The 13411-nt window shown below is 62.9% G+C and carries 13 protein-coding genes and 1 pseudogene; 6 read left to right on the top strand and 8 right to left on the bottom strand.

Translation table 11 applies throughout. The features are described from left to right. Positions 1 to 16 precede the first annotated feature (16 nt). From L610_RS17375 to L610_RS17345, 7 genes are all read right to left on the bottom strand, one after another. Positions 17 to 859, bottom strand: a complete 843-nt coding sequence (locus tag L610_RS17375; RefSeq protein ID WP_144706595.1) for an ATP-dependent Clp protease proteolytic subunit — start codon at positions 857 to 859, stop codon at positions 17 to 19. Next, positions 850 to 1602 (bottom strand): rhomboid family intramembrane serine protease, encoded by a 753-nt coding sequence (locus L610_RS17370; RefSeq protein WP_144706593.1) that lies wholly within the window; start codon positions 1600 to 1602, stop codon positions 850 to 852. Before L610_RS17370 ends, L610_RS17375 begins: the two co-directional genes overlap by 10 nt. 33 nt (positions 1603 to 1635) lie before the next feature. After that, a complete protein-coding gene (locus L610_RS17365) occupies positions 1636 to 2214 on the bottom strand; it encodes an NADH dehydrogenase ubiquinone Fe-S protein 4 (RefSeq protein ID WP_246659047.1) in 579 nt (192 codons plus the stop codon). Next, positions 2211 to 3350 carry an RNA polymerase sigma factor gene (locus L610_RS17360; RefSeq protein ID WP_144706591.1) on the bottom strand — a complete coding sequence of 380 codons (1140 nt, stop codon included), beginning with the start codon at positions 3348 to 3350 and terminating at the stop codon, positions 2211 to 2213. The genes L610_RS17365 and L610_RS17360 overlap by 4 nt, the downstream gene beginning before the upstream one ends. A 78-nt stretch (positions 3351 to 3428) precedes the next feature. Then, complete coding sequence (locus tag L610_RS17355) at positions 3429 to 6335, bottom strand: ATP-dependent Clp protease ATP-binding subunit (protein WP_144706589.1); 2907 nt, start codon at positions 6333 to 6335, stop codon at positions 3429 to 3431. Between the two features lie 63 nt (positions 6336 to 6398). Then, a complete protein-coding gene (ftsH, locus tag L610_RS17350; protein WP_144706587.1) occupies positions 6399 to 8231 on the bottom strand; it encodes an ATP-dependent zinc metalloprotease FtsH in 1833 nt (610 codons plus the stop codon). 17 nt (positions 8232 to 8248) lie between these two features. Next, positions 8249 to 8677 carry a MarR family winged helix-turn-helix transcriptional regulator gene (locus tag L610_RS17345; protein ID WP_024849876.1) on the bottom strand — a complete coding sequence of 143 codons (429 nt, stop codon included), beginning with the start codon at positions 8675 to 8677 and terminating at the stop codon, positions 8249 to 8251. 201 nt (positions 8678 to 8878) lie between these two features. Here L610_RS17345 and L610_RS17340 point away from each other — a divergent pair, with 201 nt between their 5' ends. The 6 genes from L610_RS17340 to L610_RS17315 all read left to right on the top strand — a co-directional run bounded on the left by L610_RS17340 (position 8879) and on the right by L610_RS17315 (position 12905). Then, positions 8879 to 9304: an Hsp20/alpha crystallin family protein gene (locus tag L610_RS17340; RefSeq protein ID WP_024849877.1), complete on the top strand. Its 426-nt coding sequence runs from the start codon at positions 8879 to 8881 to the stop codon at positions 9302 to 9304. A gap of 14 nt (positions 9305 to 9318) precedes the next feature. Continuing rightward, positions 9319 to 9717, top strand: a complete 399-nt coding sequence (locus tag L610_RS17335) for an Hsp20/alpha crystallin family protein (RefSeq protein WP_024849878.1) — start codon at positions 9319 to 9321, stop codon at positions 9715 to 9717. A 20-nt stretch (positions 9718 to 9737) separates the two neighbouring features. Continuing rightward, complete coding sequence (locus tag L610_RS17330; protein WP_024849879.1) at positions 9738 to 10229, top strand: Hsp20/alpha crystallin family protein; 492 nt, start codon at positions 9738 to 9740, stop codon at positions 10227 to 10229. 115 nt (positions 10230 to 10344) lie between these two features. Further along, complete coding sequence (locus L610_RS17325; protein ID WP_024849880.1) at positions 10345 to 10836, top strand: phosphate-starvation-inducible PsiE family protein; 492 nt, start codon at positions 10345 to 10347, stop codon at positions 10834 to 10836. Continuing rightward, positions 10833 to 11951: a S1C family serine protease gene (locus tag L610_RS17320; protein WP_144706586.1), complete on the top strand. Its 1119-nt coding sequence runs from the start codon at positions 10833 to 10835 to the stop codon at positions 11949 to 11951. Before L610_RS17325 ends, L610_RS17320 begins: the two co-directional genes overlap by 4 nt. Before the next feature lie 9 nt (positions 11952 to 11960). Next, entirely contained in the window at positions 11961 to 12905 is a 945-nt protein-coding gene (locus tag L610_RS17315; RefSeq protein WP_144706583.1) for a zinc metalloprotease HtpX, read from the top strand. Between the two features lie 173 nt (positions 12906 to 13078). On the opposite strand, the pseudogene L610_RS17310 reads toward L610_RS17315, so the two are convergent. Beyond that, positions 13079 to 13411, bottom strand: a pseudogene (locus L610_RS17310) (IS481 family transposase); the annotation flags it as partial.

Below are 13411 nucleotides of genomic sequence, written 5' to 3'. Positions count from 1 at the left end.
CGGCTGATGCAAGCATTCAGCGCGTGGACATGGCGCGGCGCGCCTCTCGTTGCCGCGGCTCGGGCAGGTATTCCACGCCACCGCCCTGGCGCCGAACCGGCTGCGGATAGAGCGTCATCAGCTCCAGTATTTCCTTGGGCATGTCCGTTCCAACGGGCAGGCCCATGTCGCGGGCCTCGTCGGTAGAGATGGGATAGTCGTGGGTCCAGGTGCCCGTCGCCAGCTTCGCCGCCACGGACGCTGCGCGGTTCTCGTCCATCTTGTCGGACAGCAGACGTTTCGCGAATGCCTCGATCTGCGCAATGGCCTTGCGACCGACATCGGCCATGATCAGGGTCTGGTCGTCGATCTCGGCGATGGGTTTCTCCTCGACGACCTTGATGAGCGAGGCTGCAGGCAACTGGCCAAGTTGCGGATCGACGGGTCCCAGCACGGAGTGTTCGCACATCACGATCTCGTCGGCAGCGAGTGCGATCAGCGTGCCACCGGACATCGCGTAATGTGGCACGAACACTGTGACCTTGCCCTTGTGTCCCTGAATGGCGCGGGCAATCTGTGTTGCCGCCAGCACAAGGCCGCCCGGTGTGTGCAGCACGATGTCGAGCGGCACTTCGTCGTCGGTCATCTGGATCGCGCGCAGCACTTCCTCCGAGTCATTGACGTCGATGTAGCGCATCAGGGGGAAACCCAGCAGGTTCATGGTCTCCTGTCGATGAATCAGCAGAATGACGCGACTACCGCGCTTCTTCTCGATGTTGGCGATCTTGCGAGTGCGCATCGCCTCAAGATATCTGCGCTGCAGAACCGGCTGCAGCGCCGAAATGATGAAGAACAGCCAGAACAGCTGCATTATGTCCATGGACCTTGTCCTCCTTCCCTTCGACCATCCGGCAGAAAGCCATAGATGCCCTCGTCGCGATAATAGTGGCGATAGGCGTCGGCGCGCCTTCGCAGGAGTGGCGTTACGAGCCAACCGGCGAGAAACCCGCCGATATGCGCCCACCAAGCGATCCCGCCCGTGGCCTGATCGCCGCCGAGCGACAGAAAGCCGGGAATGACCTGCATGAAGAACCAGATCATTGCGAAAATGAACGCGCGCACTTCGAAGAACAGCGGAATGAACAGAATCGGCACGATCACCACCAGCCGAGCCGCCGGAAACATGCGTGCGTAGCAACCGATCACGCCCGCGATCGCCCCCGACGCGCCAAGCGCGGGAACGACCGAGTCCGGGTTCGCCAGCGCGTGAGCCAGTCCGGCCGCAACACCACAGAACAGATAGAACAACGTGAATCTACCCGGTCCGAGCCGATCTTCGACGGCGGGGCCGAAGATCCAGAGCGTCCACATGTTCAAGATGAGGTGCAGCCAGCCCCCGTGCAGGAAGATATTAGTCAGGAATGGGGTCCAGTCGGACGGGGCGACGAGGCTCAGCTGTCCGAAGAAGCGCGAGGGCACCAGCGCGAACTCGAACAGGAACCAGTCCAGCACGCGCGGCGGCAGGCTGGTCTGATAGAGAAACGCGACGACGTTCATGCCGATGACCGCCCATACGATGACGGGCGGGTAGCGGCGCGCGACGCTGTCAAGATAGGGAAACAAGCCGCAGATCCTCGCTCGCGCTGGCCATTCCGTTCATTGTTCTTTCCCGGCTATCGTCACGCCCGTCCAGGCCGGCGGATCGGAGGCCGGGAAGGATTCGAGCGAGGCTTCGAGCACCGGATCGAATTCGGCCTGTTCTTGCGACGACAGGTCCACCGTGCCTTTCTCCTCGACCGCGCGCCGGAGGCGGTGATCCGTGCGACCCCGATCCAGGCGGGACGGTATGCGAAAGGCGTCCGGGGCGTCGGCTCCCTTGTAGAGGCGATGCCGCTCCTCTCCCCGCCAGCGGGCAGGCGCATGCCGGTGAGCTGTGTCCTCACGCACGAAATAGCGCCAGTCCTGCCGCTCCGCGAATTCGACCGCGCTTTCGCGGTCAGGGAATTTCAGCCGGAGCGGACGATAGGGATCGTCGCTGGAGGTATATCCCATCAGCGGCTCGATTTGGGGCGGGCGCGACGGTTCGAATTCCAGTATCCAGTCGTTGGGCCGCGGCGCCGATGTCATCGCGGAACGAGCCGGCCGGTAGATGATCGCCGTCGGAACGTCCCACGACCTCATATCGGTCCCGGGTATCTTCGGCGGAAAGGGTGGACGATTGTGACCGCGCATCATGGTGCTACCCCTCGGTTGTCTCCCAGAAAAGCGTGTTCCAGCCGGGCGCGATCCCGCAGGGGCTGGGGAATTCGCGACCCTTTCTGATGAGCACTGTCAAACAGCGCATGAACGGTATCGGAAGACTGACCTGAGTCGCGCAGTTTATCGCGAAGATAATCGCGCGCCGCTTGGGCGATCCGGATCACGTCGTCTTCGGGAATGCCGAGAACCGAGGAGGCCGTTTCAAGCGGGGTGTCGTTCAGGTCGACAAGAAACAGAACCCTGCGCCATAGCGCCGGCAGACCGGCGATCGCCCGGTGAAGGGCCAGCCCGTCCTGCCGTTTCGCGACCGCCGTTTCGGGGTCGTCCCCGCCGTCGTCGGCGATGAGCTCCTCGAGCAGCAGCACGTCGTCGGGCTGGTAGAACTCGAACATCTCCTCGTCCGACTGGATGGGTTCCTCGGCCGGAGTCTCGGGTTTCGCGTCGATCGAGGCGGCGTCCTCCGGCACCGCGCGGCGCGCGGCGCGCGCCTCGGCCTCGATGGTCTCGAAAGCCAGTTTCAGCAGCCAGTCGCCTATGGAAAACTCGGTGGGCCGCTGCTCGAACCTTTCCAGTCCCTTGAGGATCGTCGCATCGACAAGATCGCGAACGCTGAGGTAACCCTCCGGCACAGATCCGCTGCATTCGAGATAGGTCAACTCGCGCCTGACGGTGTCGTAGACCGTATCGAGATGATCCTCGATCAGGTCGAAGAAGAGTTGGCGCCGCTCCGCCTCCGCCGCATCCCGCGCGGGCGGCAGCGGGGCGCCGATCCGGCGCCGGCGGGCGGGACGCTTGTACTCCGGCTCGTGCTTGAGGCGCGCCACATGCCGGTCAACCCGCTGGCGCAGGTCGGCAAAGGCCTTGCGCAGGACAGGCTCGATCTCGAACCCCTCTTCCTGCGCCGCGATCACGCCCGAGGGCAGTTGCAGGCGCAGGCTGACCTGGATGCGCGTCTTGCCCCTCGTCTGGGAGGCGACGACTTCGAGCCGGACGAGATCCTCGCTGAAGCGTACAAGATGAGGTTCAAGTTGCCGCACCTCTTCCTCGATGACCTCAGGCGCGCGCTGTTGCCCGTGCCGGTCAAGATTGCGAAATGCTCTGATGACTTTCATGCCGTGGTTCCTTCCTGTAACCCTCCGACGAAATGGCCCGGCGCGACCGTCATCGCGCCGGGCCAGTCCTTCGCAACGTCACCCGGCGGATTTGTCATCCTTGGACGGCGCCTCACCCTTGGCGTCGACCGGGACGTCGGGCGTCGGAGCGTCCGCCTTGTTTTCGGCACCTTCGCTGGACTCGTCGATCCCGGCCTGGGCCTGATCGTCCGGGCTGTCGTCACCGGTGTCCCTTGCGATCTTTTCGAACACGACCTTCTGTTCGTCCGCTGACCAAGCGACGCGGACCTTGTCGCCATCCTCGATCCGCCCCGAGAGCATTTCGCGAGCCAACTCGGTCTCCAACTCCGACCGGATCAGCCGGCGCAGCTCGCGGGCGCCGAATTCGGGACGGAAGCCGACCGCGCCGAAGTGATCCACGACGCTCACATCGAGTTCGAGTTCGACACCCTGGGTAAGGGCGGTCCGCTTCACCCGGTTGAGCTGCAACTCGACGATCTGGCGGATCTCCGACTGGTTCAGCGAATGAAAGACGATGATCTCGTCGATCCGGTTGATGAACTCTGGCCGGAAATGACCGCGCAACACCTCCATCAGCTCGGACTTCTGCTTTGCCTCGTCGAACTCCTTGGTGCCGCGCTTCTTGAGGTTGCGCTGGATGATGTCCGAACCGAGGTTCGACGTGGCGATGATGATGGTGTTGGTGAAGTCGACGACGCGGCCCTTGCCGTCGGTCAGCCGGCCGTCGTCGAATACCTGCAACAGGATGTTGTAGACATCCGGGTGCGCCTTCTCGATCTCGTCGAGCAGCACGACCGAGTAAGGCCGGCGGCGCACCTTCTCGGTGAGCTGGCCGCCTTCGTCGTAGCCGACATAGCCCGGAGGCGCACCAACCAGTCGGGCAACCGAGTGGCGCTCGCCATATTCCGACATGTCGATGCGGATCATCGCGTCCTGATCGCCGAAGATCACCTCGGCGAGCGTCTTGGCCAGTTCCGTCTTGCCAACGCCGGTCGGCCCGAGGAACAGGAATGTCGCCGTCGGGCCGCGTCCTTCGCGCAGGCCCGCGCGCGCCAGGCGCACCGCATCGGCCACGGCGCGGATGGCCTCTTCCTGGCCGATGACGCGCTCGTGCAGCTTCTCCTCGAGCTTGAGCAGCTTCTCCTTCTCCTCGGTGGTCAGCTCGGTGACCGGAACGCCGGTGATCTTGGAGACGATCTGCGCGACATGATCGGCGCGCACCTCGGCGGTCGCCGAAGCCTGGTCCCGCTTCCAGATCTCCAGAAGCTCGTCCAGTTCCTTCTGCTTCTGCTCGAGTTCCCTCTTCAATTCCGCTGCCCGGTCGAATTGCTTGCGGGCTGCGGCATAGTCCTGCTCGCGCTTGATCTGCGCGACCTCGGCCTCCAGTTCCTGAACGTCCACGGGGCGCGCTGTGGCGCTGATCTTCACACGTGCGGCGGCCTGATCGATCAGATCGATAGCCTTGTCAGGCATGAAGCGGCCAGTGATGTAGCGGTCCGAAAGCTCGGCCGCCGCGACGATGGCCTCGTCGGTGATCGTCACCTTGTGGTGCGCCTCCAGCGTGTCGCGCAGGCCGCGCAGGATCATGATGACCTGAGCGACCGTAGGCTCCTCGACATAGACCGGCTGGAAGCGGCGTTCGAGTGCTGCGTCCTTCTCGATGTATTTCTGGTACTCGTTAAGCGTCGTCGCGCCGATCAGGTTCAGCTCGCCCCGCGCCAGCGCCGGCTTGAAGGTGTTGGCGATGTCGAGACCCCCTTCGCTACCGCCCTGACCGGCGCCAACGATGGTATGGATCTCGTCGATGAACAGGATCAGACTGTCCTTCTCCTCGGTGATCTCCTTGAGGATCTTCTGCACCCGCTCCTCGAACTCGCCGCGATACTTCGACCCGGCCACCATCGAGTTGATGTTGAGCTCGACCAACCGCTTGTCGCGCAGCGCCTCGGGCACCTCGCCCGCGACGATCCGTTGTGCAAGCCCTTCGACGATGGCGGTCTTGCCCACGCCAGGCTCGCCGATCAGCACCGGGTTGTTCTTTTTGCGGCGGGCCAGCACTTCGATCATCGTCTCGATCTCGCGGGCGCGGCCGATGACGGGATCGAGCTTGCCCTCGCGGGCGAGCTTCGTCAGGTCACGGCTGAACTGGTCGAGATCGGGCGTGCTGGACGGCGCCTCCACGCGGCCTTCCTCCGCTCCCTTGCCCACGACCTTGGTCACCTGCTGGCGCAGCGCCTGCGGCGTGAGGCCGTACTTGCGCAGGATAGACGCAGCCAGGCCCTCGCCCTCCTCGGCAAGGCCGATCAGCAGATGCTCGGGACCGACATAGGAATGGCCGAGTTCGTTCGAGGCGATGAAGGCCCGGTTCAGCGCGTCCTTGAGCCGAGGGCTGACGCCGATTTCGCCCGATGTTTTGGCCTCTCCACGCTTCGCTTCTTTCTCGACCTGGCGGCGCAGATCGTCCACATCGACCTTGAACTGTTCCAGGATCGTTTTGACGACGTCGGACGAGGTCAGTGCCAGAAGCAGATGTTCGGTATCGACCTCGCTGCGCCCGAATTCCCCGGCCTTCTGTGCGGCATCCTGCAGCAGCTTGTTGCCCTGTTCGCTCAGCCGGTCGGCGATGGTGCGTCCGCCGCCGCGCCGCGATCCACGCCGCGGCGCACCCTCGCCGAAAGTGGCGTCGACGACAGCTTCATCGCCGTCACCCATGGAGCCAAGCGTGCGGCCCCGCAACGGGCTGTCACCAAAGAGGCCGCCGAAACCGCTATCGCCGAAGAATTCGTCAAAAAGGGAATGCCGCCCGAACAGGGACTCCAGCGGCGAGGCGCTTCGGCCCGACCGGCGCGCCATTTCGCGGTAGTGCTGATCGCACAGCTCCATGTTCTGAACCCTGCCGTTCACCGAGGCGCGCACGCGCGCCGTCGCCGGGCGACCGCAAATATCGCAAGTTCCATTTGCCATTTTTGCTCTCCGTTTCTTTATCCAGTCAGGGTTGTCCGCCGATCATCTGCGTCAGTTACGGCGTCACGCAGCGACCGCTTCCGTTCTTTTCACCTGGGACCCAATTGCCACCAGATCGGGCTCGTCCAGTGTCTCGCGTTGCAGGAGATCCTGCGCCGATTGCTCGAGCAGCGCCCGGTTGGCTTCGAGAAGCGAGAGGGTGCGCTTGAACACGCCATCCACGATGTCGCGCACCTTCGCGTCCATCCGCTCGGCAGTGGCGTCGCTGTAGCGGCGGTTCAGCCACGACGACTGGTCGCCGGTGCCGAGAAAGCCGGGCCGATCGGTGTCGTAGCTGACATGCCCGAGGTCTTCGTCCATCCCGTACCGCGCGACCATGGCGCGGGCGATATCGGTAGCCTTGACCAGATCGTCGGCCGCCCCGGTCGAGAGGTGGTCGTAGACGATCTTCTCGGCCGCGCGCCCGCCGAGGAGGACGGCGATCTTGTTCTCCAGCTCCTCGCGCGTCATCAGGAAGCGGTCCTCGGTCGGGCGCTGGATGGTGTAGCCGAGCGCGCCGATGCCGCGCGGGATGATCGAGACCTTGTGCACCGGATCCGTGCCGGGCAGAGCCATCGCCACCAGCGCGTGCCCCATCTCGTGATGCGCCACGATCTCGCGTTCGCGCGGATTGAGCACGCGGTTCTTCTTTTCCAACCCTGCGATGATGCGCTCGACGGCATTGTTGAAGTCGTCCATCGTCACCGCATCCGCCTTGCGGCGCGTGGCGAGCAATGCTGCCTCGTTGACGAGATTGGCGAGGTCCGCCCCGGAAAAGCCGGGAGTAAGCGCTGCGACCTTCTCGGCATCGACGTCCGGGGCGAGCTTCACCTTTTTCATGTGAACGCCGAGAATCTGCACACGTCCCTTCTTATCCGGCCGATCCACCAGCACCTGCCGGTCGAAGCGTCCCGCACGCAGCAGCGCGGGGTCGAGGATCTCTGGTCGGTTGGTGGCGGCCAGGAGCACGATGCCCACCGAAGGGTCGAAGCCGTCGAGCTCGGTCAGAAGCTGGTTCAGCGTCTGCTCACGCTCATCGTGGCCGCCAGCGATCTGGCCGGAGGAGCGCGCCCGCCCGAGAGCGTCGAGTTCGTCGATGAAGATGATCGCCGGCGCGGATTTCCGGGCCTGCTCGAACAGGTCGCGCACCCGTGCGGCACCGACGCCCACGAACATCTCGACGAACTCCGATCCCGAGATCGAAAAGAAGGTCACGCCGGCCTCGCCTGCCACCGCGCGGGCGAGAAGCGTCTTGCCGGTGCCCGGCGGCCCTACGAGCAATATGCCTTTGGGTATACGTGCGCCCAGCTTTCCGTATTCGGCGGGGTTCCTGAGGAACTCCACGACCTCCTCGAGCTCGGCCTTGGCCTCGTCCACGCCGGCCACGTCAGCGAAACTGACGCCGGTTTCCTTTTCCATATAAACTTTGGCCTTGCTGCGGCCGACCTGCATGAACCCGCCGAAGCCCTGTTTTTCGGCGAACTTGCGGAACAGCAGCATCCAGATTCCGAAGAAGACAAGCGCTGGAGCCACCCAGGAAATCAGCGTGCCGAGAAAAGTGTTTTGCGGAACGCCAGTGATCTCGATACCTGACCGGTCTATCCGTTCCAGGATTGCGGGATTCACTACGGTCGTCACGAACTGCTTCTTGCCGTCGACCGGTTCGGCGAAGGTGCCGGTGATGGTGTCTGACCCGACCGCGACAGAGGAAATTTTCCCGTCAGCGAGATACTTCTCGAACTGGCTGTAGCTGATCGGCGCGACGGATTGCCAGCCGGCGATCAGGTTCTGGATGAAAAGCACGGCTATGAAAGCCACCACCCAGTACCAGATGTTGTATTCGGTCTTCTTTTCCATGCCCCTTGTCCCTTTCACTAGCGCCCGAGCCGCGCCTTGATCCGCTCGAGCAGCGCCAGCAGGATGCGCCTTTCGTCCGCCGACAGATCCTGCAGGATTTCATCTTCGAGCGCCGATTGCCGCGGCGCGAGTTCCTTCAGCATCGCCCGGGCCTTCGACGTTGCCGTGACGATCTGCGCCCGCCTGTCGTCGGGCGAGGGCGACCGCTCGACCCAGCCGCCCCGGACCATGCGATCGACGAGCTGGCCGGCTGTGGCCGGGCCGACCTCCAGCCGGTCGGCCAGATCGCCGATGGTCAGCCCAGGCTCATCCTCGACATGCGCCGCCGCCATCCAGGACAGGCGGGTCAGGCCGCTGTCGCGGATGTCCTGGTCGATCCGCTGCTGGATGAGCTGCGCGACCCGGTGGATCGTCGTCCCGATCAGCGCGAGGTCCGAAGAGATCATGGGTATCCTTCCTCCGGTTGCATGAGACAAAGGATAGACCGCACTCCATCCGAAGTGCAATGCATGCATCATATATGCTTGCCTAACAGATGGAACTGCCTATCTTGATGGGCGGTCTCCGAACCGACATCCGGCCGGCGCCGTTGCCCGCTCGGACCATGCCGCCGGTTCGGGGCATCGATCAGCAGCAGGAGGCCAGCAATGCTCTATCCGACATATCTGCGCCGCAGCGATCCCTTCGCGCTGATGCGCTCGATGATGCGCGATCTCGACCGCGGCTTCTGGCCGTCGTCCCGCGCGGCGTTCCCGGCGGTGAATGTCTGGCAAGGCCCTGAGGCCGTTGCCGTCACCGCTGAGCTTCCCGGCATCGAACCGGGCGACATCGAGATTTCGGTCAAGGACAACGTCCTGACGCTTTCGGGCGAACGCAAAGCGCCCTCGGTGCCCGAAGGCGCGCGCTGGCACCGCAACGAACGCGGTTACGGCAAGTTTTCCCGCACTATCCGCCTGCCGTTCGCGGCCTCGGATGACAAGGTCGAGGCGAGGATGACGAACGGCGTATTGCGGATCGTCATCTCCCGGCCCGAGGAAGAAAAGCCGAAGAAAATCGAGATCAAGGCAGCCTGAGAGGAGCTGGAACGATGAGCACCGACATCACGCAAGCCGCCGAAAAGACGCCGACCGACGCGCCCGAGACCACCGGCGGCGGACGCATCTACCGCCCGTTGACCGATATCGTCGAGACCGATCAGGGTGTCTCCATGATGCTTGAAATGCCTGGGGTCGCCGCCGATACGGTCGAAATCACGCTCGAAAATCGTGTGTTGACGATCCGCGGCAAGGTTGACCCGGTGCGGCCGGAAAACCTCGAACTTGCCTATGCCGAATATGGCGAGGGCGATTTCGAGCGTGCCTTCACGCTTTCCGAGGACTTCGACCCCGACCGGATCGAAGCCGAGATGCGTGGAGGTGTCCTCACTTTGACGCTCCCCCGAGCCCCTGAAGCACAGCCGAAGAGGATCGCCGTCAAGGGCGCCTGAAAACCGAAGGAGACCATATCATGCAGATCAAAGACCTCATCCCCTGGGCGCGCAAGGACGGCGCGCCAGACGCCAAGAGCATCGAAGACAACCCGATCGCGACGCTCCAGCGCGAAATGAACCATGTGTTCGAGAACTTCTGGAACCGGGTCGGTCAGTTCGAATGGCCCTGGGGCAGCGGCGAAGCCAAATCCGACATGGTCGAGACCGACAACGCGATCGAAGTGTCGATCGAGCTGCCGGGCATGGAGATGAAGGACATCGAGGTGACGGTCAACGATGACATGTTGACTGTGAAGGGGGAGAAGAAGATCGAGCGGCAGGAGGAGAAGAAGGGGTATTACCTGTCCGAGCGCAGCTACGGCGCAATCTACCGGACAATTCCGCTCCCTCCCGGTGTGGATGGCGAAAAGGCGCAGGCATCCTTCAAGAACGGGGTTCTGACGATCAAGCTGCCCCAGACACCCGAGGCGCAGGCGAAGGTCAAGCGCATCGAGGTCAAGAACGGCTGATTTGTCACATTGGGGGTCGCCGGTTTGCGGCGTTTCCTCCGCTCCGTGCGATATTGCACCGTCTGGCGAAGCCCCGGGGAGCTTGTCTCTCCGGGGCGGCCTTCGAGGGGAAATCATGAAGGACTTGCAACGATCCGGGCTGACCCGTGAACAATGGTCGGCGATGACGCTCTACGAGAAGTTCGAGCAAGTTGTCATCTTCGTCCTCAGCGTGATCATTGCGGCGATCGTCGTGGCATCGGTCTGGGCGCTGATGCGCGAAGTCGTGAACCGCCTGGTTCTGGGGGCATTCGACACGCTCGATTACACCACCTTCCAGGTGGTGTTCGGCATGATCTTCACCGTGGTGATCGCGCTCGAGTTCAAGCGCTCCCTTCTTGTTGCGACCGAACGCAGCTTCGGGATCGTCCAGGTCCGCACGATCGCGCTGATCGCGCTCCTCGCCATCGCGCGCAAATTCATAATCCTCGATCTGGGCGAGACGGAGCCGGCCAAAATCGCCGCCCTTGCCGGCGCGGCGCTGGCGCTCGGCGCTGTCCACTGGCTGGTGCGCGATCAGGACCGGCGCGAACAGCTCCCTACTGAAAATGCGGATGGCGGTCAATGAACCGAACCTTTTTCATTCGACTTGTTTCAGCAACCTCTGCCGCGCTCCTTATCATAATTGTGTGGCAGAGCTTTCCTATCATTCAGAGCGTTGTGCTGGGTCGGTTTGCCGAACCGCGCGCCGTCGCTCCGCGCGGCGACTTGGCGGCGTTCGAACAAAGCACCATCACGGTTTTCAATGCCGCTCGAGACAGTGTCGTCTTCATCACGACGGCCGAGCGTGTAGTGGATCCCTGGACCCGGAACGCCTATGACGTTCCGCGCGGGAACGGTTCAGGATTCGTCTGGGACGAACTCGGCCATGTGGTAACGAACAACCATGTTATCGCCGGCGCGAGCCGGGCAGTCGTCAGGCTGGCTGATGGCCGTGCCTTCTCCGCGCGCCTGGTGGGGCGCGCCCCCGAGCACGATCTGGCAGTCCTGCATATCGGCGTAGGTTCTGACCGGCCACCGCCGATCCCCATCGGCACCAGCAAAGAGTTGCGTGTCGGTCAAAGCGTGTTCGCCATCGGCAATCCGTTCGGCCTCGACTGGACGATGACGACCGGAATTGTCTCGGCCCTTGGCCGCGAATTACCGGGCGAAAACGGTCTCCCGATACGGGGCCTGATCCAGACGGACGCGGCAATCAACCCCGGAAACTCCGGTGGCCCTCTGATCGACAGCGCGGGGCGTCTGATCGGCGTCAATACGGCCATTTTCAGTCCATCCGGCGGCAGTGCGGGAATCGGCTTTGCGGTTCCCGTCGATACGGTCAACCGGGTGGTGCCACAGCTCATCGCTCGCGGCAGCTATGCACCACCACGACTCGGCATCTTATTCGATCCCAGGGTCGACGCGATGCTCGCGCAGGATGGCTCCTCCGGCGTCCTGGTCCTCGGAGTCGATCCTGACGGCCCCGCTGCCCGCGCGGGACTGGTGCCCGCCCGCATTAGCGGCGATGGGTTCATTGTAGCCGGCGACCGGATAATCGGCCTTGGAGCGATTGGAGTTGATGAAGCGGCTGACCTGATCGCGGCGCTGGAAGCGCATCGCCCCGGGGATCAGGTTGAACTGCACATCCGGCGCGGCGATCAGCGCAAGAGCCTCAAGATCACACTCGGCGAACCGCGATAGGAGCCGGAAATGCCCGCTGTCTCGACGAGGCATCGATTTATCAATCTCGTCCAATCCGCGCTCTTGCTTGGCCTTATGGCGATGATCGCCTGGGTGTCCATGACAGCGGTCGTCGGCGCGGAGGTGGGGCTGCTGCTTGCCTTCGGAATGGTTGCGGGTCTGATTTTTGTCCCCAATCTGCCGCAAGACTTCTTGCTGTCCGCATATCAGGCGGAGCGCATAACGGGACGTGATGCGCCCGGCCTTGTCGCAGGAATAGCGGAACTTGCGCGACGTGCCGATTTGCCGCGCGCGCCGAAGCTCTATCGCGTATCGAGCCCGTTGCCGAACGCCTTCGCGATGGGCAGTCCGGAAGACAGTACAATCTGCGTCACCGATGGACTGCTTCAACTCCTCGACGGTCGCGAACTCGTCGGGGTCCTGGCTCACGAAGTTGGCCACATCGCGAACCGCGACCTGTGGATCATGGGATTGGCCGATATGCTGTCACGGTTGGTTTCCATCGCGAGTTGGCTTGGACAATTCCTGCTGCTCCTCAACCTACCTCTTATTTTCGCGGGCGCGGTCTATGTTCCGTGGCATATCGTGGCGCTTCTCATCTTCGCGCCCACCTTGATGGCGCTCGTGCAGCTCGGCCTGTCGCGCACCCGCGAGTATGACGCAGATCGCGCGGCGGCGGAGCTGACCGGCGACCCGGAGGGTCTCATGAGAGCGCTGAGCAAACTCGAACGCCGTGTCGGAAGGTTCTGGGAAGAAATTTTTCTCCCCGGCCGACGCATTCCCGAGCCGTCCCTCTTGCGAACGCATCCAAGCACAGAAAGCCGGATCGCCAGGCTGCGTGAACTCACCGCCCTGGCAACACCGCAGTATCCGACAATCACGGGCATGTCTTATAAACCACGGCTACCCTCGTTCTTGCCGCCCAAATTCCGTCGACACGGAGTCTATTGGTAGAAATCACCTGTCTTTCGTTGCACTCGGGTAAATCTGCGCATACGAGGAAATGCTTGGAAATGGGCGGGAGTTGTGGGCGATTCGCCATGGCTTATCAGAGAGTTAGAGGATGAGTCCTCTCCCTCCGCCACGGCGAATCTGTCCGACCCGGAGACATAGGTAACAGTTTGTCCCTAAGACATGGGTGACAACCTCGTGCCAAACGGGTTGTCGATTGTTTGCAGTGTCCTCTGTTCCAAGTCGATATATCCAAGATCATAGCGCAGGAAGCTGACGAGCCAAATGCCGTCATCGACTTCCTTAATTCCCAGCTTCTGTCCAGCCAGCACGGTGGAGATGTTGATCTTCTTGCGGTGAAGGCAAAGCCGGCCGCAATGGGTGACGATGGCGTCGCGGTCATGGAAGGGATAGTCGATTTCCGGCAGCCCCAGATAGGGACGCGGCGAGGGGGCGTAGAGCTCGGCTGGCACCTTCATCGACAAGGCTTCATGCGGCCTTTCCTCATT

It is taken from the genome of Aminobacter sp. J44 (assembly GCF_007829415.1).
Lineage (GTDB): Bacteria > Pseudomonadota > Alphaproteobacteria > Rhizobiales > Rhizobiaceae > Aerobium.
The sequence above is the reverse complement of the archived record's forward strand: the minus strand, read 5'-3'. Positions and strand labels throughout refer to the sequence as shown.

Bases quoted from the DNA above. Each gene is read 5' to 3' on its own strand.
- ftsH (WP_144706587.1), bottom strand. From the start codon at position 8,231: ATGGAAAAGAAGACCGAATACAACATCTGGTACTGGGTGGTGGCTTTC.
- L610_RS17320 (WP_144706586.1), top strand. From the start codon at position 10,833: ATGAACCGAACCTTTTTCATTCGACTTGTTTCAGCAACCTCTGCCGCG.
- L610_RS17330 (WP_024849879.1), top strand. From the start codon at position 9,738: ATGCAGATCAAAGACCTCATCCCCTGGGCGCGCAAGGACGGCGCGCCA.
- L610_RS17340 (WP_024849877.1), top strand. From the start codon at position 8,879: ATGCTCTATCCGACATATCTGCGCCGCAGCGATCCCTTCGCGCTGATG.
- L610_RS17335 (WP_024849878.1), top strand. From the start codon at position 9,319: ATGAGCACCGACATCACGCAAGCCGCCGAAAAGACGCCGACCGACGCG.
- L610_RS17360 (WP_144706591.1), bottom strand. From the start codon at position 3,350: ATGAAAGTCATCAGAGCATTTCGCAATCTTGACCGGCACGGGCAACAG.
- L610_RS17365 (WP_246659047.1), bottom strand. From the start codon at position 2,214: ATGATGCGCGGTCACAATCGTCCACCCTTTCCGCCGAAGATACCCGGG.
- L610_RS17345 (WP_024849876.1), bottom strand. From the start codon at position 8,677: ATGATCTCTTCGGACCTCGCGCTGATCGGGACGACGATCCACCGGGTC.
- L610_RS17325 (WP_024849880.1), top strand. From the start codon at position 10,345: ATGAAGGACTTGCAACGATCCGGGCTGACCCGTGAACAATGGTCGGCG.
- L610_RS17375 (WP_144706595.1), bottom strand. From the start codon at position 859: ATGGACATAATGCAGCTGTTCTGGCTGTTCTTCATCATTTCGGCGCTG.
- L610_RS17355 (WP_144706589.1), bottom strand. From the start codon at position 6,335: ATGGCAAATGGAACTTGCGATATTTGCGGTCGCCCGGCGACGGCGCGC.
- L610_RS17315 (WP_144706583.1), top strand. From the start codon at position 11,961: ATGCCCGCTGTCTCGACGAGGCATCGATTTATCAATCTCGTCCAATCC.